Annotated in this window: 26 protein-coding genes; 9 read left to right on the top strand and 17 right to left on the bottom strand. The window is 46.7% G+C overall.

Annotation, left to right across the window (positions count from 1 at the left end; translation table 11 throughout):
• Positions 1 to 64 precede the first annotated feature (64 nt).
• From ACZ5DR_RS13440 to ACZ5DR_RS13395, 10 genes are all read right to left on the bottom strand, one after another.
• Entirely contained in the window at positions 65 to 856 is a 792-nt protein-coding gene (locus ACZ5DR_RS13440) for a class II glutamine amidotransferase (RefSeq protein WP_377367036.1), read from the bottom strand.
• A complete protein-coding gene (locus ACZ5DR_RS13435) occupies positions 849 to 2,723 on the bottom strand; it encodes a vWA domain-containing protein (protein ID WP_377367034.1) in 1,875 nt (624 codons plus the stop codon). Before ACZ5DR_RS13435 ends, ACZ5DR_RS13440 begins: the two co-directional genes overlap by 8 nt.
• A gap of 57 nt (positions 2,724 to 2,780) precedes the next feature.
• Positions 2,781 to 3,218, bottom strand: coding sequence for a YcgN family cysteine cluster protein (locus tag ACZ5DR_RS13430; protein WP_464543668.1), 438 nt, complete (start codon positions 3,216 to 3,218; stop codon positions 2,781 to 2,783).
• A 43-nt stretch (positions 3,219 to 3,261) separates the two neighbouring features.
• Positions 3,262 to 3,552 carry a YcgL domain-containing protein gene (locus ACZ5DR_RS13425; RefSeq protein ID WP_377367030.1) on the bottom strand — a complete coding sequence of 97 codons (291 nt, stop codon included), beginning with the start codon at positions 3,550 to 3,552 and terminating at the stop codon, positions 3,262 to 3,264.
• A 26-nt stretch (positions 3,553 to 3,578) separates the two neighbouring features.
• Positions 3,579 to 4,718, bottom strand: coding sequence for a ribonuclease D (gene rnd / locus ACZ5DR_RS13420; protein WP_377367028.1), 1,140 nt, complete (start codon positions 4,716 to 4,718; stop codon positions 3,579 to 3,581).
• Between the two features lies 1 nt (position 4,719).
• On the bottom strand, positions 4,720 to 5,313 hold the full coding sequence (gene recR / locus ACZ5DR_RS13415; protein WP_377367026.1) for a recombination mediator RecR: 594 nt from the start codon (positions 5,311 to 5,313) through the stop codon (positions 4,720 to 4,722).
• Positions 5,314 to 5,323: 10 nt separating this feature from the next.
• Positions 5,324 to 5,650 carry a YbaB/EbfC family nucleoid-associated protein gene (locus ACZ5DR_RS13410; protein WP_377367024.1) on the bottom strand — a complete coding sequence of 109 codons (327 nt, stop codon included), beginning with the start codon at positions 5,648 to 5,650 and terminating at the stop codon, positions 5,324 to 5,326.
• Between the two features lie 19 nt (positions 5,651 to 5,669).
• The gene (gene dnaX, locus ACZ5DR_RS13405) at positions 5,670 to 7,859 is read right to left on the bottom strand and encodes a DNA polymerase III subunit gamma/tau (protein ID WP_377367022.1); all 2,190 of its coding nucleotides are present in this window, start codon (positions 7,857 to 7,859) and stop codon (positions 5,670 to 5,672) included.
• A 229-nt stretch (positions 7,860 to 8,088) separates the two neighbouring features.
• A complete protein-coding gene (gene trhO / locus ACZ5DR_RS13400) occupies positions 8,089 to 9,078 on the bottom strand; it encodes an oxygen-dependent tRNA uridine(34) hydroxylase TrhO (protein WP_377367020.1) in 990 nt (329 codons plus the stop codon).
• Positions 9,079 to 9,168: 90 nt separating this feature from the next.
• A complete protein-coding gene (locus ACZ5DR_RS13395; RefSeq protein WP_377367018.1) occupies positions 9,169 to 9,822 on the bottom strand; it encodes a 2OG-Fe(II) oxygenase in 654 nt (217 codons plus the stop codon).
• An 89-nt stretch (positions 9,823 to 9,911) separates the two neighbouring features.
• On the opposite strand from ACZ5DR_RS13395, the gene ACZ5DR_RS13390 reads away from it, so the two are divergent.
• Positions 9,912 to 11,654, top strand: coding sequence for a DNA repair helicase RadD (locus tag ACZ5DR_RS13390; protein ID WP_377367016.1), 1,743 nt, complete (start codon positions 9,912 to 9,914; stop codon positions 11,652 to 11,654).
• A gap of 6 nt (positions 11,655 to 11,660) precedes the next feature.
• Here ACZ5DR_RS13390 and ACZ5DR_RS13385 read toward each other — a convergent pair whose 3' ends face one another.
• Complete coding sequence (locus tag ACZ5DR_RS13385; protein ID WP_377367014.1) at positions 11,661 to 12,245, bottom strand: TetR/AcrR family transcriptional regulator; 585 nt, start codon at positions 12,243 to 12,245, stop codon at positions 11,661 to 11,663.
• 74 nt (positions 12,246 to 12,319) lie between these two features.
• Entirely contained in the window at positions 12,320 to 13,078 is a 759-nt protein-coding gene (locus ACZ5DR_RS13380) for a DUF1499 domain-containing protein (RefSeq protein WP_377367012.1), read from the bottom strand.
• A 197-nt stretch (positions 13,079 to 13,275) separates the two neighbouring features.
• On the opposite strand from ACZ5DR_RS13380, the gene ACZ5DR_RS13375 reads away from it, so the two are divergent.
• Positions 13,276 to 13,983, top strand: a complete 708-nt coding sequence (locus ACZ5DR_RS13375; RefSeq protein WP_377367010.1) for a tRNA-uridine aminocarboxypropyltransferase — start codon at positions 13,276 to 13,278, stop codon at positions 13,981 to 13,983.
• 131 nt (positions 13,984 to 14,114) lie between these two features.
• Positions 14,115 to 14,390: a hypothetical protein gene (locus ACZ5DR_RS13370; protein ID WP_377367008.1), complete on the top strand. Its 276-nt coding sequence runs from the start codon at positions 14,115 to 14,117 to the stop codon at positions 14,388 to 14,390.
• Between the two features lie 7 nt (positions 14,391 to 14,397).
• Here ACZ5DR_RS13370 and ACZ5DR_RS13365 read toward each other — a convergent pair whose 3' ends face one another.
• Entirely contained in the window at positions 14,398 to 14,868 is a 471-nt protein-coding gene (locus ACZ5DR_RS13365) for a DUF2947 family protein (protein WP_377367006.1), read from the bottom strand.
• A gap of 139 nt (positions 14,869 to 15,007) precedes the next feature.
• On the opposite strand from ACZ5DR_RS13365, the gene ACZ5DR_RS13360 reads away from it, so the two are divergent.
• Positions 15,008 to 15,256 carry a hypothetical protein gene (locus ACZ5DR_RS13360; protein ID WP_377367004.1) on the top strand — a complete coding sequence of 83 codons (249 nt, stop codon included), beginning with the start codon at positions 15,008 to 15,010 and terminating at the stop codon, positions 15,254 to 15,256.
• Positions 15,257 to 15,410: 154 nt separating this feature from the next.
• Complete coding sequence (locus ACZ5DR_RS13355) at positions 15,411 to 16,058, top strand: HAD family hydrolase (RefSeq protein WP_377367002.1); 648 nt, start codon at positions 15,411 to 15,413, stop codon at positions 16,056 to 16,058.
• Here the strand turns inward: ACZ5DR_RS13355 and ACZ5DR_RS13350 are convergent.
• Entirely contained in the window at positions 16,041 to 17,072 is a 1,032-nt protein-coding gene (locus ACZ5DR_RS13350; protein WP_377367000.1) for a nucleoid-associated protein, read from the bottom strand. The genes ACZ5DR_RS13355 and ACZ5DR_RS13350 overlap by 18 nt on opposite strands.
• A gap of 78 nt (positions 17,073 to 17,150) precedes the next feature.
• Here ACZ5DR_RS13350 and ACZ5DR_RS13345 point away from each other — a divergent pair, with 78 nt between their 5' ends.
• The 3 genes from ACZ5DR_RS13345 (at position 17,151) to ACZ5DR_RS13335 (ending at position 18,732) form a co-directional block, all read left to right on the top strand.
• Positions 17,151 to 17,474 carry a hypothetical protein gene (locus tag ACZ5DR_RS13345; RefSeq protein WP_377366999.1) on the top strand — a complete coding sequence of 108 codons (324 nt, stop codon included), beginning with the start codon at positions 17,151 to 17,153 and terminating at the stop codon, positions 17,472 to 17,474.
• An 87-nt stretch (positions 17,475 to 17,561) separates the two neighbouring features.
• Positions 17,562 to 17,984, top strand: coding sequence for a VOC family protein (locus ACZ5DR_RS13340; RefSeq protein ID WP_464543661.1), 423 nt, complete (start codon positions 17,562 to 17,564; stop codon positions 17,982 to 17,984).
• A gap of 154 nt (positions 17,985 to 18,138) precedes the next feature.
• Complete coding sequence (locus tag ACZ5DR_RS13335) at positions 18,139 to 18,732, top strand: OmpA family protein (protein ID WP_377366997.1); 594 nt, start codon at positions 18,139 to 18,141, stop codon at positions 18,730 to 18,732.
• A 77-nt stretch (positions 18,733 to 18,809) separates the two neighbouring features.
• Here ACZ5DR_RS13335 and ACZ5DR_RS13330 read toward each other — a convergent pair whose 3' ends face one another.
• From ACZ5DR_RS13330 to ACZ5DR_RS13320, 3 genes are all read right to left on the bottom strand, one after another.
• Positions 18,810 to 20,117 carry a uracil-xanthine permease family protein gene (locus tag ACZ5DR_RS13330; RefSeq protein ID WP_377366995.1) on the bottom strand — a complete coding sequence of 436 codons (1,308 nt, stop codon included), beginning with the start codon at positions 20,115 to 20,117 and terminating at the stop codon, positions 18,810 to 18,812.
• 20 nt (positions 20,118 to 20,137) lie between these two features.
• The gene (gene upp, locus ACZ5DR_RS13325) at positions 20,138 to 20,764 is read right to left on the bottom strand and encodes a uracil phosphoribosyltransferase (protein WP_377366993.1); all 627 of its coding nucleotides are present in this window, start codon (positions 20,762 to 20,764) and stop codon (positions 20,138 to 20,140) included.
• A 106-nt stretch (positions 20,765 to 20,870) separates the two neighbouring features.
• A complete protein-coding gene (locus tag ACZ5DR_RS13320; RefSeq protein WP_377366991.1) occupies positions 20,871 to 21,605 on the bottom strand; it encodes a GntR family transcriptional regulator in 735 nt (244 codons plus the stop codon).
• A gap of 170 nt (positions 21,606 to 21,775) precedes the next feature.
• Between ACZ5DR_RS13320 and ACZ5DR_RS13315 the strand changes: the two genes are divergently transcribed.
• A complete protein-coding gene (locus tag ACZ5DR_RS13315; RefSeq protein ID WP_377366989.1) occupies positions 21,776 to 22,597 on the top strand; it encodes an amidohydrolase family protein in 822 nt (273 codons plus the stop codon).
• Positions 22,598 to 22,618: the final 21 nt, after the last annotated feature.

Raw genomic sequence — 22,618 nt, 5'->3', positions numbered from 1 at the left:
AGCTTACTTTCCATATAAAAAGCCGATTCCCAGAGTCGGCTTTTTTAGCTTGGTAATTTTTCTATTAACTATCAGGGCTTGGCTTGATTTGCTGAATCAACTCTCCTGCCTCAAACACACACAGCTCACCTGCATGCATCTGCTGCCAAGTTTCATCATGGGTCAATGGTTGCGTCGCTATTACAGTCACCACATCTTTGTCCGTGGTCACTTCCTTAAAGTCCACCGTAATGTCTTCATCGGCCAATGTGGCAGGTTTAAAGGGAGCACGACGAGTGATCCAGTGAAGCTTAGTAGTGCAGTAGCAAAATAAATATTGCCCATTGGACAACATCATATTAAAGACGCCCTTTTCCCGTAAACGGTCACAGAGCTCGGATAAGGTGTTCGTTAGGTCCTCGACCTTTGGCATAGTATCGCCAAATTTCGCCAGCAACTGCTCTACTATCCAACAGAAAGCACGCTCCGAATCCGTTGTACCAAGGGGGTAATGGCTCAATATTGCTAGGTCTTGGGGTGTGTCCAATTGGCCATTGTGCGCATAGGTCCAGGTTTTATCCCATAGTAAACGGCTAAATGGATGAGTGTTGGGTAAGCACACATGACCCACATTCGCTTGTCGAATATGACTGATCACAATATGACACTTCAAAGAAGTATTACTCATGACTTCTGCCATATCCGAGTCAGAACTAGGACGAGGATCATGGATCGACCAAACACTGTCGTCCCGATACATGGCCATCCCCCAGCCATCTTTGTGGGGCCCTGTTCGACCACCACGCGCCCTCAGGCCAGAAAAACTAAAACATATGTCCGTAGGGACATTGGCACTCATGCCTAATAACTCACACATCGATTTCGTCTATTGCCTGCTGTTTACGCTTATTACGGATACGGCGGAAAACTAGATAGCCTCCCACTAACACTAATATGACAGCGCCATTTAAAACGCCGTATAAAATCCAATCCTGCTTATTTAGAATCGCTTCATTCTCTGCGGCCAACTCTTCCTCAGGGGTAAGCTCTGGCGCCTCTTGCGCCACCTCTTCATCTGCTGGAGCGGGCTCTTCGATTTGATCTGGTTCAACCACAGAGAACTGTGGCGTCACAACAACCGGCATCAAATCACGATTAACAGCCGCCACAGCAGCGAGTTCAGGACTGTTGTCAGCATTACCTCGACTAACTGAAACAGGCTCTGCCCCTTGACGACTCAGAGTCCAATTTTCCGACTCATAGTCAAATCTAACACCGGTACGAGTAATCCCTACTAAACGAACATAGGCAGACACCACATTACTAGGAGGCACAGGGTAAATCTTCTGCCAATAACCTTCTCCGATTAGCGGCATTTCAACTGTCTCTTCTGACCCATCACTAAAGCTCAGCACAAGTCGAGCATTACTGCGTAATGGGTTCAGGCGCATATTGGTAGGCTTCGCAGAAAACAAAACCAAATTGTCACTCTGACGCTCCACCTCAACACTAATAGGGGCTGTCACGGCAAAGTACTGACTTAATTTACGTACAAAGGTCTTTCCATCTACCTCTGAGATGAGCTCGTAGTTGCCTTCGCTGGTGAGCTGCTCTACTTTGTTTTTGAATTGATTATTCGCAATCGGTAGAGCGGTGTTTAGGATTTGCTTTTCTGTCTCGCCACTGAGTAATTGCAGTCGTTGAGTCACGTCAACTAAGTTAAGAAACTCTTGGTCATCAATCAATTGCCCGTCTTGAAACAGCCCCACCGTGGAATAAATGGGTTCATTGACAAACAACACTGGGGCAACCTTCGTCGCTTGGGCACTCAACTTTGTGATGACGCGCACATTGCTTCGTTCTAAGTCTACGTTTTCTACTTCCCAAGTACCCACTTTAGGCTTGGTAACAGTGACTAGGGTATAGTGAGTATCTTCAACAGATGAAACATTGGCCGCCGACATAGGTAACAAAGTGCCGCCTGGTTGACGAATGACGGGAGAAACTCCCTCTTGGTGGAAGACCAGTAAAGTGGCCTCTTCAATGGCATCATCAATGAAGAATTGATTGCCTTCAAAGGGCACTTCTTCCGATGGTGACGCTTGAGAGAAGATACGATCAAAGGTATCCAGTAGGTCTTCGGGGGTAGCGACTTCTGTATGGGTAGCATCCGTTAGGTTTGAAACGGACTGCAATAATTCCTTGTCGGTATAGCCTGTCATGGACACCGTATGCAGATGGACACCTTTCTCAGCCAGCCCTGCGGCCAACTCACTGGTAATGCGTTCACGGGAAGCCTCATTAACGGCCTCATCCAAGCTGATATCAACCATACCATCGGTTACAAGGATCCAGTGGCGATTAATATCACCTTGCAACTGGGGAAGGTCTGGTGTTTGGGACAGCAATCGAACGATAGATTCTAAATCGGTTTTCAAATCCCCCGGCACATAGCTATTTATTGCTTCTTGAAGGTCAGCTTTAGTGCTTGGGTTAACCATCGCCTCTGGAAACAATACTCGTGGCCGCTCACCAAATAGCCAAACGCCTAGTGACGCACTTTCTTCCGGAGCTAGATCAGAAATGAGTTTGAGGGATTCAGCAGTAAGTTTGTCAGGATCACTGATTAACATGCTACCTGACGCATCAACAATCAGGCGAAATTGGGTATCCGCTTTCGCTAGGGGCGCCATTAACAGCAGCAATAAGACAATGTACGATACGATACTTTTTCTGATTACCACGTTTGGCTCCCTAACGACTTTATAAAGGTTACGCGCCGGTTTGATATAGAACAGGCACTAATATGGCTCGTATTTTTCGGGCATCCCATGCACCCACTTGATAATATGTTCTTGCCAGTCCTCATCGTCAACGGTGTTTTCGTTAACAGCGTAGTGACTGACATTGAGACCCTGACGCTGCATCTCACGATCACTGCCCACTACTAGGGGATGCCAATTGGGCAAATCTCCAGTCAAATGCAGCAGTCGATAACTGCAAGTATCCGGCAGCCAATCGAATTCTGGCACGTCTTCCGGCTTCAAGGACAAGCAACCAGCGACTTTTTCAAGGCGCTGTTCGTACACTTTACAACGACATGCGCCAATATCTAGCTGATGACATGAAAGATTAGTGTAGAAGATTTCGTTAGTGTCTTCGTCTTCCAGTTTTTGCAGACAACACTTACCGCAGCCATCACAAAGAGACTCCCATTCTGACTGGGACATCTCAGCCATGGGCGTGGTCTTCCAAAACGGCTCATAACGTTTCGCGATCATATTAGTAACGGGCTTCCGTAGGTGCTTTGTAGATATCTAGCAGGTACTCCTCACGAGCTGGCGGCATCTGTAAATAAAAGCCCTTCTCTTGGATGGCGTCCATAATATCTTTGGCATTCGCACGTGCCAGCTTCTTTTCGGGCGTAAGCAACATAGTCATCACAGGAACCGCCTTACCAAAGCGCTCCATTAGAGCTTCAGGTACGTCCTTTACCCCTTTTTGCTTTTCCACATAAAGGTACATCTCATCTTTTTTAGATGACCGAAAAATTTGGATAATCATTTGACTCATAAGGTATTACTCAATAGTAAAAGATCTCAGTTCGCAAACTGAGCCAATAGGGGCGCAACAACCTTGTCTTTACGCCAGCCATTAAAAGCTGGATTAGACCAGTCCATTGGAGAACCTTCATAAATATGGCGCATAAGTGGGTCCAATAGTCGTCGTTTCAAGACAACTTCTGGGGCCACATCTAACTCTTGCGCGAGTGTTTTAAGGTATCCACGCATTGCCTTAGACAAGTCTCCTGCATCAGAAGGAAGAGGCGCTGGCAATGGGTTTTGATATTCATCGGCACTGAGCTGATTGACGATCTCGACCTTCTCAATCACAGTATCGGAGTATAGACGCACTTGCTTGGGAGAAATATCTTCCATCTTCCCCACAGCCTTGGTGTTTTCCGGCATAAACTTGGCGATGGCCCAAAGGGTACGGTCTTTTAGCACTTGCCCTTTAGGGATGTTATCTGCACGGGCACGCTCATCACGCCATAAAAATAACAGTCGCAATAAGGTTAGGCTCTTAGGGCTTAAACGCCAAGCAGCCTTAATCCCTTCCCAGTTTTGTTCAGGGTCATTATTTTGGCGATACTGCCACTTTAAGCTCTCCGCATCTTCCATCACCCAGTCTAACATCCCCTTTTCAGATAGGGCCTGCTTTTGCATCGGATAAATCTGAGCCAGAAACGTAACATCTAACGCTGCATAACGCTTTTGCGCTTCGGTTAACGGGCGCAGTGTCCAGTCTGAACGGGTTTCATCTTTCGCCACATCGATATCTAAATAGGCTTTTACTAACTTCACATAGCTGACAGACCACTGCCCACTAGCAAAGGCTTCACCTATTTGTGTGTCATAAAAGGGTGTAGGAAGCACGCCAAGCAAATTATCGAACACATCAAGGTCTTCTGAGCACGCATGGAACACCTTCATGACGTCTTCATTGACCAATAGATCACGCAATGGCGACCAATCAGAAATGGTTTGCGGATCAATCAGGACGGCTTTCTGCCCTTCAGAGATCTGAATCAACCCGGTTACTGGGTAAAAAGTGGTACGTCGAACAAATTCTGTGTCTACCGCGATAAATGGCAGGGTTTGCCAGTACGCACACCACTCTTGCAACGCACTATCGGTTTCGACCCAAATAATCTCAGGGGTTTCCATTTGTTTATCCATGTTAGAGTTTTTTGCGGCCTTCAAGCGCGAGCGCCAAAGTATTGCCATCGACGTATTCGAGCTCGCCCCCCATAGGGACACCTTGGGCAATACGACTGACATCAATACCTTTCGGTTTCAAAATCTGGGCAATATAGTGACAGGTGGCTTCACCTTCAACAGTACTGTTGGTGGCAATGATAACCTCCTCAACACCTTGATGGTCACTCAAGGCGTCTAGGCGATCTAGCCCCAGTTCATCCGGACCAATACCATCAATAGGAGATAAGTGCCCCATGAGCACAAAGTAAAGACCATCAAATTGTTTCGTGCTTTCGATAGCAATAACGTCCGCAGGGGTTTCCACAATACACAGTCGTTTATTGTTACGCCCCTCGTCTGCACAAATATGGCAGAGGGTATCTTCAGTCAAGGTTCGACATTGGCTACAACGGCCAACTTTATCCAGAGCATGACGTAATGCTTCGGCCAAACGATCCGCCCCTTGAGAATCACGCTCTAATAAATAGAGCGCCATTTTCTGGGCAGACTTAGGCCCTACACCGGGCAAACAGCGTAGGGATTCGATCAGTTCTTTAATCAATGGGCTGAACAAACGTCAACTCCTAGAATGGCATTTTGAAACCAGGAGGAATCGGCATACCCGCAGTTGCCTCAGACATTTTGTCTTTTGAAGTCGCCTCAATATTACGGACCGCATCATTCATTGCCGCTGCGATCAAGTCTTCTAGCATTTCTTTATCGTCTTCAAATAAAGAGTCATCGATAGAGACACGCTTCACATCATGACGCCCGGTCATGGTGATTTTCACAAGACCAGCACCCGCTTGACCTTCCACTTCCATATTGGCGATTTCTTCTTGGGCTTTTTGCATGTTTTCTTGCATTTTCTGCGCTTGGCGCATCATGTTACCCATTCCACCTTTTAACATAATCTTCTCCAATAAAGGTTTAAGCTTTAACTTTTACAGTATCGTATAACACTTGCCCACCCAATGACTCGGCTAATGCCTTCACCACTGGATGTGCGTTTAAATGGTCAATGGCGGACTGAAGTGCCTCAGCACGTTTGCTGGCCGCAAACTCTTCCGCTGTGACACCATCTACTTCCGCCACCGTATCTATGATCAAGGGCACAGTAGTTGAAAAGAACTCTGACAACTGTGACTGAATTTGTTCATATCGCGTTTGGTTGAGCATGTGCCCGTATTCCAGTGGCACCTGCAACTTAATACCATGCTCGGAGGCATCAACCAACGACGAGTTCATAGCAATATTTTGGACCAATCCGGTTAATTTCAACCTTGGAGCCACTAACCACCAAAGATTCATCGTCATATCTTTAAAGTGAGCAATATCTGGCAGGGGCATCCCTAGCGCTGGCTGAGTCACTGTATCAGCCACCGTCCGAGCGGCCATGGATAAGCTGGACTCATCCACCTCTTCAGGCTCATCATCCACCACAGCCTCAACCAGATGCGCAGCAGTACTAAAAGGATCTTCCGTCTCAGCAATAGCCCTTTCTTCTGCTTCTTCATCAGACTCTTCGTCATCAGAACCATTGTCTTGGGACAACATTTGCGACAAGCGTTCACTTGGGTCAATCCCTGGAGCTCTATCAGAAACAGGCGCCGGTGACTCAGGCTCAGGCTCAGGCTCAGATACGGATTCTGGCTCAGCAACCGCTGGTTCGACAACACTCTCTACTAATGCTTCTTCATGGAAATCAGGTGCAGCTGGCGCGTCTTCCCATGGTGGTCGTTCGCTTTCCGGCAGTGGTTCAGACACACTAGCAACAGGCTGAGCAAGCTCAGGCTCTTGCTCCAAAACAGCCGTTGGCTCTGGGCTAGCCACCAGTTCAGGTTTTTCTGCCAAAGGGGGTTCTGGAGTGAATGATTCAGCCTGGAATGATTCTGCCGTCGGTTGAGCTTCCCCAACGTCTTCGGCACCATAGGGTGTCTCAGAGGTTTCTTTCCCTTGAGGGACTACGGATTCAGCTGTTTTTTTTTCTTCCGTTGGCGCAGGTGGCGCATCATAACTTACGGTCATTTTACCTGCAGGACGGAATGCAATTAAACGCAACATCAGCATTTCAAAACCCGCCTTTGGGGAGTGTGATAAAGGTAAATCACGACGCCCTACCAGCAAGCTCTGGTACATCACTTGAATTTCTTCTGCTGAGACGGTTTGAGCAAGCTGTTTCACTCGCTCCAAGTCACCTATCTGATCCACCAAGACACCTGGCGCTTGCTGCTCGACAGCCACCCGGTGCAGAGTATCCAGCAAGGCACCACAAATAGAGTGAAAGTCTGGCTGGTAATCCGCTAGAGCGTCCACTTTTGCCAAGGTCTCAACAGCATTTTTAGCCGCCACAGATTCTAGTAGAGATAAAATTTGGCTCTGGTTCACCAGCCCTAGCATAGCAGTAACGCTGGACTCAGAAATTTGACCGTCACCAAATGCAATCGCTTGGTCTGTCAAACTCAGGGCATCACGCATACTACCGTTCGCCGCTTGCCCTATTTGCCACAAGGCGGGTTGATCATAGGTTACTTGCTCTGCACCAAGGACCGTTTGCAGGTAGTCAACCACTCTCTGAGCGGACATATTCTTTAGATTGAACTGCAAACAGCGGGACAGAATGGTGACAGGTAGTTTCTGCGGGTCTGTGGTGGCCAACAAAAACTTAACGTGTTCAGGGGGCTCTTCTAATGTTTTCAATAGAGCGTTAAACGAGTGCGTGGAGAGCATGTGCACTTCGTCTATAAGGTAGACCTTGAAACGGCCTCGAGTCGGAGCATATTGAACGTTTTCCAATAGCTCACGGGTATCCTCTACCTTAGTACGGGAAGCCGCATCCACTTCAATCAGATCAACAAATCGCCCTTCCGCTATTTCACGGCAACTGTCACAGGTGCCGCAAGGCTCAGGGGAGATGCCATTAGTCTCACAGTTCAAACATTTGGCAAAGATACGAGCAATGGTGGTCTTACCTACCCCTCGGGTACCGGTAAACAAATAGGCATGGTGCAAACGCTGTTGACGTAGGGCGTTGACCAGCGCCTGCAAGACGTGGTCTTGTCCAGCCATTTCAAGGAAGGTTTGAGGTCGCCATTTTCTTGCGAGTACTTGATAGCTCATGCAGTCTGATCTGGTGAATGATTGAAAGCCGCTTGTGCAGCATTGAATTTTCACGCCGTACCTAAGTACAACGATCTTATGTCGTAATTAACTGAATTCTAAGCTTTTTGAGCAAGAAAAGAAACGCAGCTTTGGCATTTGATTCAATTAGCAAGCCTGCTAACCAAGACCATAAACACAGACAAAAAAGCCAGCACTTAGCTGGCTTTTGGTAAGCATTTAAGTAAATTTAGTCTTTTTTGCCGACAGAACGTTGACGCTCACGCTCAAGCTCTTTTTCGCGACGGTGTTTCTCAACGGCATCCAACACTTCAGCGCCAATATGGGCTTCACCACGCTCTTTCGCTAGCTGCACCTGACGCTCACGCTCTACAAAACGACGACGCTGCTCATCGGTGTACTTATCAAAACAGTGTGGACAGCTTACGCCCTGCTCAAAGCGCTCGTCTTGTTTCTCTTCTTCCGTAATCGGCATACGACACGCATGACACTGGTCATATTCGCCCTTTTCCAATTTATGGTTTACGGACACGCGATTATCAAAAACGAAACACTCACCTTTCCACATGGTTTCTTCTTCAGGCACTTCCTCTAGATACTTAAGGATACCCCCTTCAAGGTGATACACCTCTTCGAAACCTTGCTCTTTTAGGTAAGCTGTAGATTTTTCACAGCGGATCCCCCCCGTACAGAACATGGCGACTTTCTTGTTCTTTTGAGGATCAAGATTCTCTTTTACGTACTGAGGAAATTCACGGAACGTATCGGTTTTAGGGTTTACGGCGTTTTCAAAGGTACCGATTTGGAACTCATAGTCGTTACGTGTATCAACCAACACCACGTCCGGATCAGAAATCAAAGCGTTCCAGTCTTTTGGTTTAACATAGGTACCCACCACTTTACGTGGATCTATGCCCTCAACCCCCATGGTGACGATTTCTTTTTTCAGTTTTACTTTTGTGCGGTAAAACGGCATGTCGTCATCGTATGATTCTTTGTAACCAATATTGTCCAAACCAGGTTGCTCAGCTAACCAAGCCAACATGGTATCGATTCCCTCACGGCTTCCGGCCACCGTACCATTGATGCCCTCTTTCGCCAGCAACAAGGTTCCACGAATACCATTCTCTTCTAGCATAATACGCAGCGGCTCTCGCAAGGCTTCGTATTGATCTAGCTGAACAAATTTATACAGGGCACACACAACAACTTTTGACACGTCTTTCTCCTAATGCTTTCTGGAACGTAAAACCAGAGCCGTTAAAAATGGGGCGCGAATTATAGTGAAAACCACTTAAAAATGCGAATACTATTGGCTTGGATCAATTTGATTTTGGATAGTATTGTTAACCCGAAACCAGCCAGCAATACTGTGTCGAGTTCGCTTCGCTGGCAGCACCTCATGGGGAAACTCTTCACTCAAAAACACCGCTAAACGACCTTTCATAGGAGCAAAGCGCCCCAGCTCACGACAATGATCATGTTCATCAAATAACACCAATTCACCACCATCGCTTTCTTGCCACGCTTCATTCAAATATAGAACGGTAGACAGCACACGGTTACTCTTACCCTTGAACGCATCCAAATGCTTTTCATAAAACGCCCCTTCCTCGTAGCGGGCAAAATGCGCCTCATAATCCCAAAGCCCCAAAATAAGGCGACGATTAAACTCAATTCGCAGGGCCCCCATTGCATCCAAAAAGGCGCTACGGGCTGGGTTTATCGGGTCAATCCAACGAATGTAATCACGGCGACGATCAAGGGCCACTTGAAAATCAGAAGAGCGCCCCACGCCTGCACGATGCATATAGGTGTTATCTAAGTCCGATACATCAGCCATCAAGGCATCCACCATGGCGGGCGAGAAAAAGCCATCTGTGACGCTCCACCCTTTTTGTAGAATGTCCGATACCACTTGATCGAAAGGTGTCTGGGACGTAAAAGGGATGATCGCACTCATTAACGGAACCTTAGTTAGATTGTAAATCGCTGGATGATACTGTAGCGTGCGTCGCCGCACACCCTTTATTGGCAAACAATGACCTAACAATGTACCAATTACGTGACTATCAGCAAGAAGCCGTAGACGCCACACTGCGTCATTTTCGCAAAACTGACGACTCGGCCGTGATCGTATTGCCCACCGGTGCAGGCAAAAGCCTAGTCATCGCCGAGCTGTGCCGCCTTGCCAAACATAAGGTCGTCTGCCTTACACACGTTAAAGAACTGGTTGAACAAAATCATCAGAAACTCACCGCCCTAGGTGTTGATGCGGGCATTTATTCTGCTGGCTTAGGCCGTAAAGACCTAACCAGCAAAATCACCTTCGCCAGCATACAGAGCTTGGCTCGATCCCTCGAAAAACACACAGAGCCATTGTCTTTGCTCATCATCGACGAATGTCATCGAATACCCAAGGAAGACCAAGGCCAATACCATGCGGCCATTGCACACTTTAGGGCACTTAACCCCCATATTAAAATACTAGGGCTCACAGCCACGCCATATCGTTTAGACAGCGGCTGGATCTACCACAAGCACTATTGGGGTTTTTACCGAGAGGTGGACCAGCCTTTCTTTGAACAATGCATTTATGAACTGCCGTTACGCAGACTCGTTAAGTCCGGGTACTTAACGGAGCCCAAAGTATTTGACGCAGCCGTTGCACACTATGATTTTAATCGCCTTCAATCCCAAGCAGAGGACTCAGAAGACCACCAAGAGCAGCAACTAAACGAGCTGGTTAAAAAGCATCCACGGGTGACACAAGCGATCTGTGAGCAGATCATTGAGGTCTCCACAGAGCGCCAAGGGGTGATGATTTTTGCCAGCACCGTTGACCATGCAAAGGAAATATTGGGCTATTTACCTGAGGATGAAGCTGACATAGTGACAGCAGAAACCCCTAGCATAAAACGCAGCCAAATCATTCAGAGCTTCAAACAACAAACCACAAAGTACTTGGTCAATGTTTCCGTTCTCACCACCGGATTTGACGCCCCACATGTAGACGTCATCGCCCTGCTGCGCCCAACGGAATCCATCAGCTTATTCCAACAAATGGTAGGCCGAGGGCTCAGACTATCCCCCAATAAAAACGACTGCCTTGTATTGGATTACACCAATAGCGGTTACGACATCTTTCAACCTGAGATCGGCAGCAAAAAGCCCAACAACCAAAGCCAGCTGGTCCAAGTGGAATGCCCCCAATGCGAGCATCAAAACCTCTTTTGGGGACGAAAAGCGGCGGATGGCAGCCTAATTGAACATTATGGAAGACGTTGTCAGGGAGTTGTCGAAACACTGCATGGAGACGAGCAATGTGACTATCGCTTTGTATTCAAGCGCTGCCCCCATTGTAATGAAGAAAACGACATCGCTGCACGTCACTGCCAACACTGCTCAGAACGACTCATTGACCCAGATGAAATACTCAAAAAGGCGCTCAATTTAAAAGGCCACAAGGTCCAAAGATGCCAAGCAATCAGTGTAAACGTAACAAAAAACCGAATCACGGTGATCTACCATGATGAAAATGGAGAAGAATTAAAACAGCACTTTAATTTTGATTTCCCAAAGCACCGCAATCAGTTTAATAATGAGTTCGCCCGGCGCCTTGCCCAAGGCACACAGCAAGTGACCTTTCATAAAGCTGAAGATGTAACGCCTTTTATTCCCTATCTACCCGCCCCGGATTTTGTCATTGCAGAGCAGGAGAAAAACAAGCATTGGAAAGTAAGCCAACTGCTTTTTGATTATCAAGGTCCCTACAGAAAGGCCAATGAGTTGTGAGAGTCATTACTTGCGAGCGGCGTTTTGATAAGACACTTTAAATGGCAAGTTCAACCTATCAAGGCGCTCTAAAGCTGCTTTGGATGCAAAACTTCCCGTGGGCAGGCACTCCATAAACACCAGCCAAAAATTAGCCACCATGTTTTCAGCAAAAATCATCCCCGTATCACGATCTATATTGACCGCCTCAAACCGGCTTAACAATGCCTCTGTCACAGAGGCCATCTGCTGTTTATGAAAGCCACCCGTTGAAACGCTGTCCAACATGATCAATCGGGTAAATTCGTCATACTTGCCGTAAAAGGTAAATAAGGTAACTGCGATTTGAGACAGGTAATCAGTGGGGGAAGACGTAGGCTGCTGCTGCCCAATACCAGCACTCAGAGCCTCATCCATCTCGTCAAAGAAAATCTCTTTGACCAGATCTAATTTATCGGGAAAGTGGACAAAAAAAGTCCCTACAGCAACACTGGCTAAACGACTGATTTCACGAGTGGTGGTCGCTTCCACCCCTTGCTCCAAAAAGGCCGTTCGCGCGACTCGCTTAATGTTTGCACGGGTGCTGGCTTTTTGCTGTGTTCGACGGTTCACTGAGTCCACTCCTAGACAAGACCTATGAAGTGTATCGAAAACACCAGCAGGATTGAATCAATAATCTCGCCGGATCAATTACGCAAGGTGACACGCATGGGCTCTGGACTTAAACGGGAGGCTAATTCGCCGAGGAATTGCTTGATACGTTCCGCGTTTTCACCATGATCTGACTTGCCCATACGAGAACAGGAGCGCATATCAATTCGCACATCATCCTCTCCCCTAGTAATACGTAATACTACATCATTACGTAGGCCGAAAATCGGGGTACGCGCTGTGGCTTCGATCACACCTGAACCTGGGTACTGAGCCACTAAATCCCAACCTTTCTCACGAGTCAGCGCCAAAGCTTCGATATAGGCTTGCTTGAAGTCCACATTGACAATAAGCGGCTTCACATCTGGATAATATTCCTTCTGGATATCAGCCCACTCATCCTTGTACACCAAGTCATGCTCGGAAGCCTTACGAATAAAGGTCATATTGATGAAGATCGGAGGGTTTTCTGTATCTGTGGTGATGTCGTAGAGATCAGGAAGCTGTGATTTTTGAATGAATACCGCCACCCACATGGCACTGTAAACAAACGAAATGATACCAACCAAGATGAAAAATCGACGACTGGCCGGATTGCACTCTTTGCGGCAAACCGCCATGGAGACAAGCGTTAATACAGTTAGAGCAAGAGCCGCGTAAACGGTTTTTCTTAGCATTGTGAAAGCGGTAACGGGCTCTATAAAGCCAACTCGAACACCTGCAATCGCAACAAAGGCTACACAGCCGACGAGCATCAGCAAAATATATAGCACAGGCGAAATGTAACGACTCATAATTTACTCATAACATACATCAATGAGACAAACCTTAGCGTGCCAGACTGACACTAGATAGAGTGTCATGAAACGTTCTGCTTTGATTCCACCAAATTTGCATATTCTCGCCAGTTTGTTTCTGAATTGTAATAGCCAAGCACCTTCAACAAAGGCAAAATACCCTTTTAATTACATACAAAACACGTCATACCACCATGCCAGAGCAACCTTTTAAGCACCCGCAACATTGTGTCGACCTACTCCGTGAAGAGGCTAAACAAGCCAGCCAGAGAGCTTTTGTTGCTCGCGGCTCAAACACCACTCGATGCCCGTCCTGCCTAATGGCTGCTTTCGCTTGCTTTTGTAACCAGCGTGTAACCAGCCAAAGCAACACCCTATTCACCCTGCTTTATCATTACACTGAGATTCATAAACCTACCAATAGCGGTCGGCTCATTGCAGACCTCTTCCCCAACCAGACCAACGCCCACATATGGTCACGCACAGAGCCGAGTCAGGCGCTACTAGATCAGATAGAAGCACACAAAAAAAATACCATTATTCTTTACCCCGCCACTGAGCAAAGACTTAGCAAGGATCGCCATTTAGAGTCATTAGCAGAACTTGGTGAGCCAAGACATGTGATCGTACTCGATGCCACTTGGCGGCTAGCCAGCAAAATGCTCCATCAAAGCCGCTGGCTTGATGACATTCCCACCTTTGCCATCAATGAAGATGTGCAGCGCACCTTTATGGTCAGACAAGCCAAACATGAACAACAATTCGCCACAGCGGAGGTCGTCGCAATGCTACTTGCTGAAACAGGAGAGCAACAGCAAAGCCAACAACTGGCGGATTATTACCAAGTTTTTAATACACGCAGCGTCATGAGCCGACAGCGAAACCAGCCCCAAAAACCATAAGAGATACGTAACCTTACGGAGCCGTGACACAAGCTCAACATTAATTGACTGCAAAAACTCAGCATTGACCTAAACTCAAATGACAATCAAAAAATTGCCAGCTCGGTGGCTGGCAATCTATGGGTCTCACTATGCTGACAAATTATCTAACGTTTTACGGACAGCTCATAGCTGCCGCGTTCATGCCTGGCTGGTATCAAAAGGAGTTTATCGACACCAAGCATGCAACACATCACGCCCACTATCGTCGTACAACCGAAAAATACAGAGGCCGTAGAAAAATAGTACGAACATTGTGGACAGGGACTGGCATCTTAGTGCTTGCATTCCCTACTCCTCCCATCATGGTAGGCGCATTACTTTTTAGTACCTGCTTGTCGTTTGCCATTTTAGATGAGACAGAGTAACCCTTGGTTAACGCACCAATAGGGATAAACGCCCATTCTCTTTAAATTGAAGGGCTTGTTTTTTCTTGCGCCCAATGAGGACACCGTCACTGTCTAAAAACAAGAACGCCTTCCAGTTGCGACAAAACACACTCCAGGTGGTTTCTAAAACTAGATCAGAGTGGCAGCAAAAATAGATACGGGTATCGTCTCCCCATTGACCGCAAAACTCTAGGGCTTCTTCGGGCATTTCAGGAACATCCGACTCCCAACGCTTTTCCCAATCCACATCCGCCTGAACATTTGTTTTCAGCCATACCTCTTTATCAAATAAATCTGGGTAGAGATAAGTATCCGACACATAGTCTCGCCAGATGTTCGCGCCTGCCGTTTCCGTTAGCAACTGGATACTTGCTCGATCATCTGCCGATACAAAAGGCTCCTCGCGCAAAAACACCCAGTCTTTGCCACTGGCAGATAAAGGTCGATATTGGGACATACACTTCCTAAAGATGAAAAAAAATAACCTATTTAGTGAAAAACCATCGTTTGTGACCCTAGATCAAAACGAATATCCTGTAATTGTTGTAATAAAACAACATTTTTAAATTTGAAATAACCTAACTTAGGAGATCAACATGAACTCACCTGAACAATACGCAGCCTTATCGAATGCTCGTTACTCTGGTACAACTCGTCGCACTATGGACTCTCAAGAGCAATACGAAGCATTGCTTTCTAGCTGGGGATTTGACTCCAAAAAGACTGCCAAGCCGAACCCACTTAAGCCTGTTGCGATGCACGTTTACAAGCTTTTGAAGAAAACCATCAAAACATCATTCGATACAGTAACGGCTACAGCTCCGGTTGCAAAATCTCAATTGTAATCGGTCTGAGATAGCCCACCTGAATATCCATTAACACAATCATTATTTCTTACTTCATTGCTGGGGAGAAAAACAACAACACCCCCTCCCTTTCCTCTTCCATCCTCGTTACACTGTAATTCAATTACAAAAAACCATGTTCGATGGAGACGAAATGCCTTACCAATACGATGCCATTTTATTCGATTGTGATGGAGTCATAGTCGATACAGAAACCCTATCTTCTAGCATTCTCAAACGCCGCCTAAAAGAACTGGGGCTTGAGCTAGACGACCATACAATGCACACACAGTTTGCGGGCTTCACCACCCAAGACAATCTTACCCTTGCCGCAGAGATGCTTGGCCGACCACTCCCCGATGACTTTCTCACCAACTATCGCAAAGAGTTCGACGACACAGTTAAAGCCACCCTTGAGCCCATTGAAGGTGTGCGCGAGTTACTCGCCGCGATTAAATGCCCAATCGCCATGGCAACCAACGCCCAGCGCAGAGAGATGGAGATCAAGCTAGACATTATTGGTCTTAAAGAACGCTTTGCCACACGTTTTGCGGTGGATGACGTTAATCAGGGCAAACCAGCGCCGGACTTATACCTTAAAGCTGCCCAAGCACTAGGGGTCGCCCCCAACCGCTGTATTGTGATTGAAGATTCCATCGCAGGAATTCAAGCCGGCAAAGCATCTGGCGCAACAGTCTTAGCTTACAGCGCAGTGCTGGATCGTGACGCCCAGTTAAAAGCAGGCGCCACAGATACTTTCGCTTCAATGAACGAACTGATGTCCCTACTTGGACTCCATTGACATCAACTGCTTCAAAAGACTTCTAGGCAGATCTTTTATGGTCAACGCCCCAGTGTCCGGATCAAATTCAATCGAGTCGCCTAGCAGCTCAGTATCAAAGCTTAATGTTAGGGAACGGTTAGAGCCGGATGCTCGGGTTAGCTTCTTTAAAGCAGCCTTTTCAACAAAAATCTCTTTCTCAACCTGAAAGGCATCCGATTCTGCAATTTCTAAAAACTTAGAGGCTTGCTCTGGCGAGAAACGTGACTCAATTTGTCGGGCAATATCACCCAATTCAAGAGGCTCACGCTCCTCTGCCTTTTCCATACACTGTTCGGCGACCGCCTTTTTAAACTCGTTAGCGGTTTTAGAAGGCATGGATTGAGACTGACAAAACGCAGAGGCCGCCTCTACCAGTTTACGTGTTTCTTTTGCTGCCACTTTTGGCTCATCACAACCAATAAACTGTGTGAAATATTCGCTTTCCCATTTAGGCGCCTTACCAAAACGGAACGCAATATAACGGGTATCGTCTCGATCATGGTAAGCAGAAAGATTAACCCGCATAGCCATGTGTAATTTATCTGTTTCCAGCTGATTCACCTGAGCAAAACTCAAGTCTTCGCCCAGGGTGATACCAGACTTACGCTTCAACAGAACAATAAATAGGAAGTGGGATCCACCCAATTCATAGTGGTTAAACCAAAGCAAACCACCTTCTGCTTCAGATACAGGCTCTAGAAAGCGTACATACTCCGCAGCACACGCCTTACTAAAAGCAGAAAAATCATCAAAGGCCTCACCGGAAAAATGCTTATGAAGCAAAGCCGGAAGCTTACTTCCTTCTTCGCTGCCTTCCGGATTACTAAATTGCCCAGTATTCATACCGGAGCGATTAAACAGATGCGTTACTTTCGCCGCTAACTGCTCCGCTTCATCGTCGATTGGGTTTTCGTCTGGGCGCGCAACTAACAGCGCTTTCGACTCCCCTTCCTTCTTTTGCACTTCATGGACGATCAAATTGACAATAGACACTAGCGACCTCTTGGGATTAGTATGGATGGTTTGTGACATTTATACGACTGTCTCAAACGAGGTATCAGACGTAACCCTATGACAAAATCAACGAAATCTAAGGCACAAACCCGAAAAGAGATAGAATCCCAAATCGAAAACTTCATTCGCAAAAAAGGCGAAATCGAACAAGTCGAAATGGGTAAATCTGGCTTACAAGATGGCAAGTATAACACGAGCCACATAGGGTTTATCGAGCCTAAAAAAGACAGAACACCACTAAATCATGTGGTGGCAGCCATTCAGCAAAGAAAAGCGGATAAAAAAGCCCCTACCCCGGCTATCAACAAGCCACGCCAACCAAAAAAGAAAGTGATTTACGACGATTTTGGTGAGCCCATTCGTTACGTATGGGAAGATTAAGGAAAGTCCTCGTAACTCAGTGAAACTCTTTTGCGACTACTTACGTGTTTATCTACCATAGAGGCGAAATTAGCTATGGAGAGAGCAATGAGCATTCGTTATTTACACGCTATGATTCGCACCGCCAACCCTGAAGCCAGTCACGAGTTTTACACCAAAGGCTTAGGTTTAGTGCAAACTCGCCGATATGACAGTGAGAAAGGCCAGTTCTCATTGATCTATTACGCCTCAGAACAAGGTGCGCCAGAAGTAGAGCTGACCCATAACTGGGACGACCGCACTTACTCTGGTGGCGACCAATTTGGCCACTTGGCATTTGAAGTGGATGATATCTATGGTGTTTGTGAAAACCTCCAATCAATGGGAGTCACTATTTTACGCCCACCACGGGATGGCCACATGGCCTTTATTAAAGATCCAAATGGCATTTCAATTGAGTTGTTACAAAAAGGCGACTCATTAGAGGCCCAAGAACCTTGGGCATCCATGGAAAATGTAGGAAGTTGGTAAGGAATTAACATTTCGTAACAAAAAGACGCCCCCATTGTTCGAACGCTACAAAACCTAACTGGTATATAGCGCGAGGGCGTCTTTTAATATAAATGGATAAACAACGGCTGGTTAAATGATGATATTGACGTTAACTAAAAAAGGATTAATTACTTTGACAGCGCTGGCAGGGATTTCCTCTCAAGCGTTTTCTGGTGCCCTTTACAATACGGATATGTCTCAGCAGTTGTCAGATTCAGACAAGGATGGTGTTATTAACGCTAGGGATTTGTGTCCTAATACTCAAGTCGGCGCAATGGTAGATAACGATGGCTGTTCAGAGCAAAGCTCTAAGCTGTTATCACTGGACCTTAAAATTCTGTTTGACTCTGGCAAAGCAGAGGTAAAACCACGCTATTTCAGTGAAGTTAAGAAGCTTGCTGACTTTCTTAAAGCTAACCCAGATTCGTCGGTAGTAGTTGAAGGTCACACTGATGACGTGGGCAACGATGATTACAATTTGAACCTATCTCAACAGCGCGCGGATTCCATTGCAGATGTTCTCGTTAACCGATTTGGGATTAAAAGCAGCCGCGTAAAAGGCATCGGTTACGGCGAAAGCAAACCTGTAGCGTCTAATGACACAGCGATAGGAAGAGAGGCTAACCGCCGCGTGGTTGGTGAAGTCTTTGCTCGACAAACTGCCGATGTGAAACGCTGGAACATCTACAGTGTCGACTCAGATCGCAGCCTGTTTTCAGGGCGCTAATTCGATTCTCTAAAATCACCCAAAAAAAAACGCCAGATTCTATCTGGCGTTTTTTTACCTAATACTCAGTCAAAAAGTCACTTGCCTTGATGAAGCATGTCGTCCACCACTTCTTGCTCTTCGTGTAAATCATTTACCATGTCAGCCTTTGGCAAGATCAGGTTCAAGAAAATAGCCACAACACCACACAAGCTTACGCCTTGTAAGTGGAAACCATTGGCACCAATCACCATACCACCAATACCAAACACCAAAGTAACAGCAACAATAACAAGGTTACGTTGAGCGCTCAGATCCACTCGTGCTTTGATCATAATATTCATGCCCACTCCTGCAATGGAGCCGAACAACAGAATCATGATACCACCCATAACTGGCGTGGGAATGGTTTGCAAAAATGCACCAAACTTAGCGATAAAGGCCAATGCTACGGCAAATACCGCCGCCCAAGTCATCACCACAGGATTGAATACTTTTGTCAGTACTACAGCACCGGTCACTTCAGAGTATGTGGTGTTTGGCGGCCCACCGAACAATGACGCAGCAGAAGTAGCCAAACCATCACCCAACAGGGTGCGATGCAGACCAGGCTTTTGCACATAATCTTTCCCCGTAACACTGCTAATCGCCAACACATCTCCGACGTGCTCGATAGCTGGTGCAATCGCTACAGGCACCATGAATAAAATCGCCGCCCAATGGAACTCTGGCATAATGAACCCTGGTGGAGAGATCCATCCACTGTTCGTAATAGCACTGTGATCTACCATCCCCATCACTTCCGCAATCAGGTAGCCCACTGCCACACCAGAAATAATAGGTACTAGGCGAAACACACCTTTAGCGTAAGTCGCTACCAACAAGGTCGTCAGCAAAGCTGGCATGGACACCAATAGCGCATCCGTGTAGGAAAACAGCTCAGCAGAGCCATCGCCCGTTTTGCCTAATGCCATATTGACGGCAACGGGTGCCAACCCCAGACCAATCACCATGATGATCGGCCCTGTCACCACAGGAGGAAGCAAGCGATGCAGAAAGCCAGGTCCACGTAATGCCACTAAAATAGACAATGCTACGTATACCAAGCCTGCACAGAATAACGCCCCCATGGTGGCTGCTTGCCCCCAAGTTTCTACTGCAAAAATAATCGGGGCAATAAATGCAAAAGAAGACCCTAAAAATACGGGTATGGAGCGTTTAGTACATAATTGAAAGATCAAAGTACCTAGACCTGCAGTAAACAGGGCAACGCTTGGATCTAGGCCAGTGATCAAAGGCACTAACACTAGGGAGCCAAATGCCACAAACAGCATCTGTGCACCCGCTAAAATCACTTTCCATCCAGAAAGCGTATTTTCTTGCGAAATCGTCTGTTGAGTATTCATAGTTTAATGAGTCTTATGAGTTATTTTGTACCGAAGATTTTGTCACCTGCATCGCCCAATCCCGGCACGATGTAGCCCTGCTCGTTAAGATGGCTATCAATAGACGCGGTATAAATGTCCACATCTGGGTGTGCTTCTTGGACTTTTTTAATGCCTTCAGGCGCCGCAACCAACACCAATGCGCGTATTGTTGTACAACCATGCTTTTTAAGCAGGTCGATGGTTGCAATCATCGAGCCACCTGTGGCCAACATAGGATCAACGACAAGAGACATACGTTGGTCAATATCGCTCGCAAGTTTGTCAAAGTAGCTCACAGGCTCAAATGTCTCTTCGTCCCGATACAGGCCCACAACACTGATTTTCGCGCTTGGGATTAGCTCTAAAACCCCATCAAGCATGCCAAGACCTGCACGCAAAATAGGCACAACAGTGATCTTTTTGCCTCGTATGCGTTCACAAGTGACAGAACCACACCAGCCATCCTGTTGATATTCTTCAAGTTCTAAATCTTTGGTGGCCTCATAAGTAAGTAGATTGCCTACTTCCGAAGCTAATAGACGAAAGCCACGCGTACTCATTTTTTGATTACGCATTAAGCCTAGTTTGTGGCGAACTAATGGATGACGGATTTCATAAACACTCATGGCGGGCCCCTATTCTAGCTCTGTTCCTGACTAAATGGTTATTTTCGCACAGATACTGTAAAGAGGCGACGCCAGATGGCCTAATTTTTGCTAACTAAATCAATAATTATGAGATTTCTACCTGATATCGGAAGGTTTCTGCCGAGCCTTTCGAGATGCGGTATTCTAGTGGGGATTTATCGTAGCCATAGGCGACTCGCTCGATCACAGCAACGGGAGACGTTGCCCTGATTTCCAATGCCCGGGCCACATCCACACCCGCAGTTTCAATCGTCAATGTTTCCGTCGCGGAAGCCACCAACTGGCCACACTCTTTCTCATAGAATGGATAAAGCAGATTTTCAAAAGACTCTGTTGGCATCTGTTCCAAGCTTTTAAAAAGCTGTCTTGGTAACCAAATTTCTTCAGCAAGCACCACACGACTGTCCAACACCCGAGTGCGTCGTAAGTGAATCGCTAACTCCCCCACTTTCAGATTCAGAGCAGCCGCAGCGGCTTCGGGTAGCGGTAGTACATTATTAGATTGAACACGCCCCTCCGGTACTCGCTGATTATCCAAAGAAGTCTGTCTAAAAAAGCGAAACAAGGAGTCATTGAAGTTCGGACGCTTTACAAAGGTCCCCCGCCCCTGACTACGATACAGCAGCCCATCAACCACTAGGGTATCCACAGCTTTACGAATGGTGCCAATGGCCACGTCATAGCGTTTGGTAAGCTCCGCTTCGGTAGGAATTGTCGTATCAGGCAACCAGACGCCTTCACGAATATTATCCATAATCTCATCCCTAACTTGCTGATAAAGCGGCAAACGCTCATCTCTTCCTTTTTTAAACTGCGCCATGTGCGTTCCTCTTTTTGTCATCTGGCTATTCTAAAGCGGCTTTCTGTAAGCGTCTATGCAAGGAATTGACGAAGATCTAATTGATACATATACTCATCAATACATATAAACATATATATGAATATATGTTGCTGACATGATAACCATAAGTACATAGGCAACGACTGCAAATGAAAGACTCAAGTGGTAATCCAATTACTGGCGTGGATACGCACGCACACATCTTTTCAACTGACCTTCCGCTTACCCGAGAGCGCCGCTATGCGCCTAGCTACAACGCCACAGTTGATGAATACCTAGGACATTTAGAAGCTCACAACCTTTCCCACGGGGTGCTCGTTCAGCCGAGTTTTCTGGGCACAGATAACGACTACATCGCAGCTGCTATCGCAAAACATCCGACAAAACTTCGTGGTATTGCCGTGGTGGACCCTGCTATCAGTGATGATGAACTGGATGCTCTAAACGAAGCCGGCATGGTAGGTATCCGTCTTAATCTGATCCAAAAGCCTTTAGAGGATTATGCGTCGCCATCTTGGCAGTCCTTCTTCAAAAAAGTGGCCGCGCGCAATTGGAGTGTTGAGATTCAGCGAGAGATTGACGACCTAGCAGATTTTCTACCAAGCATTCTTGAGTCCGGCGTTGAAGTGGTTGTCGATCACTTTGCCAAAACCAAACAAATCATCGATCCAAGTATTGCCAGCCACGAGCGGTTTTTAAATCTATTGAGCCAAGCGCCCGTTTGGACAAAAATCTCCGCCGCCTACCGATGCAATGCCAACTTGGAGAACTCAATTATGTCTTTAAATGCACTGCGCAGTGCTTACGGTCACTCAGAGCGTTTGCTTTGGGGGAGCGATTGGCCGCACACACAATTTGAAGACCGCACTGGCTATCAAGATCAATACGAATTTATGACTCGTTTATTGGCGGATAGCGAAGAAAGGGACACGATTTTAATTCTTAACCCCAAGCAATTGTTCAACTTTTAAAGCATCCTTAACAACAATAAA

It is taken from the genome of Marinomonas vaga (assembly GCF_055388305.1).
Note: the sequence above shows the minus strand (reverse complement) of the source record. Positions and strands in the feature narration are given on the sequence as shown.

What these genes read in the sequence shown, in the direction of transcription:
- upp (WP_377366993.1), bottom strand. Translation starts at nt 20,764, where the DNA reads ATGAGTGTTTATGAAATCCGTCATCCATTAGTTCGCCACAAACTAGGC.
- ACZ5DR_RS13410 (WP_377367024.1), bottom strand. Translation starts at nt 5,650, where the DNA reads ATGTTAAAAGGTGGAATGGGTAACATGATGCGCCAAGCGCAGAAAATG.
- ACZ5DR_RS13395 (WP_377367018.1), bottom strand. Translation starts at nt 9,822, where the DNA reads ATGAGTGCGATCATCCCTTTTACGTCCCAGACACCTTTCGATCAAGTG.
- ACZ5DR_RS13315 (WP_377366989.1), top strand. Translation starts at nt 21,776, where the DNA reads ATGAAAGACTCAAGTGGTAATCCAATTACTGGCGTGGATACGCACGCA.
- ACZ5DR_RS13440 (WP_377367036.1), bottom strand. Translation starts at nt 856, where the DNA reads ATGTGTGAGTTATTAGGCATGAGTGCCAATGTCCCTACGGACATATGT.
- ACZ5DR_RS13380 (WP_377367012.1), bottom strand. Translation starts at nt 13,078, where the DNA reads ATGAGTCGTTACATTTCGCCTGTGCTATATATTTTGCTGATGCTCGTC.
- ACZ5DR_RS13370 (WP_377367008.1), top strand. Translation starts at nt 14,115, where the DNA reads ATGCTGACAAATTATCTAACGTTTTACGGACAGCTCATAGCTGCCGCG.
- dnaX (WP_377367022.1), bottom strand. Translation starts at nt 7,859, where the DNA reads ATGAGCTATCAAGTACTCGCAAGAAAATGGCGACCTCAAACCTTCCTT.
- ACZ5DR_RS13355 (WP_377367002.1), top strand. Translation starts at nt 15,411, where the DNA reads ATGCCTTACCAATACGATGCCATTTTATTCGATTGTGATGGAGTCATA.
- ACZ5DR_RS13320 (WP_377366991.1), bottom strand. Translation starts at nt 21,605, where the DNA reads ATGGCGCAGTTTAAAAAAGGAAGAGATGAGCGTTTGCCGCTTTATCAG.
- ACZ5DR_RS13340 (WP_464543661.1), top strand. Translation starts at nt 17,562, where the DNA reads ATGAGCATTCGTTATTTACACGCTATGATTCGCACCGCCAACCCTGAA.
- ACZ5DR_RS13375 (WP_377367010.1), top strand. Translation starts at nt 13,276, where the DNA reads ATGCCAGAGCAACCTTTTAAGCACCCGCAACATTGTGTCGACCTACTC.
- ACZ5DR_RS13430 (WP_464543668.1), bottom strand. Translation starts at nt 3,218, where the DNA reads ATGGCTGAGATGTCCCAGTCAGAATGGGAGTCTCTTTGTGATGGCTGC.
- ACZ5DR_RS13425 (WP_377367030.1), bottom strand. Translation starts at nt 3,552, where the DNA reads ATGAGTCAAATGATTATCCAAATTTTTCGGTCATCTAAAAAAGATGAG.
- ACZ5DR_RS13360 (WP_377367004.1), top strand. Translation starts at nt 15,008, where the DNA reads ATGAACTCACCTGAACAATACGCAGCCTTATCGAATGCTCGTTACTCT.
- ACZ5DR_RS13345 (WP_377366999.1), top strand. Translation starts at nt 17,151, where the DNA reads ATGACAAAATCAACGAAATCTAAGGCACAAACCCGAAAAGAGATAGAA.
- ACZ5DR_RS13390 (WP_377367016.1), top strand. Translation starts at nt 9,912, where the DNA reads ATGTACCAATTACGTGACTATCAGCAAGAAGCCGTAGACGCCACACTG.
- rnd (WP_377367028.1), bottom strand. Translation starts at nt 4,718, where the DNA reads ATGGATAAACAAATGGAAACCCCTGAGATTATTTGGGTCGAAACCGAT.
- ACZ5DR_RS13365 (WP_377367006.1), bottom strand. Translation starts at nt 14,868, where the DNA reads ATGTCCCAATATCGACCTTTATCTGCCAGTGGCAAAGACTGGGTGTTT.
- ACZ5DR_RS13330 (WP_377366995.1), bottom strand. Translation starts at nt 20,117, where the DNA reads ATGAATACTCAACAGACGATTTCGCAAGAAAATACGCTTTCTGGATGG.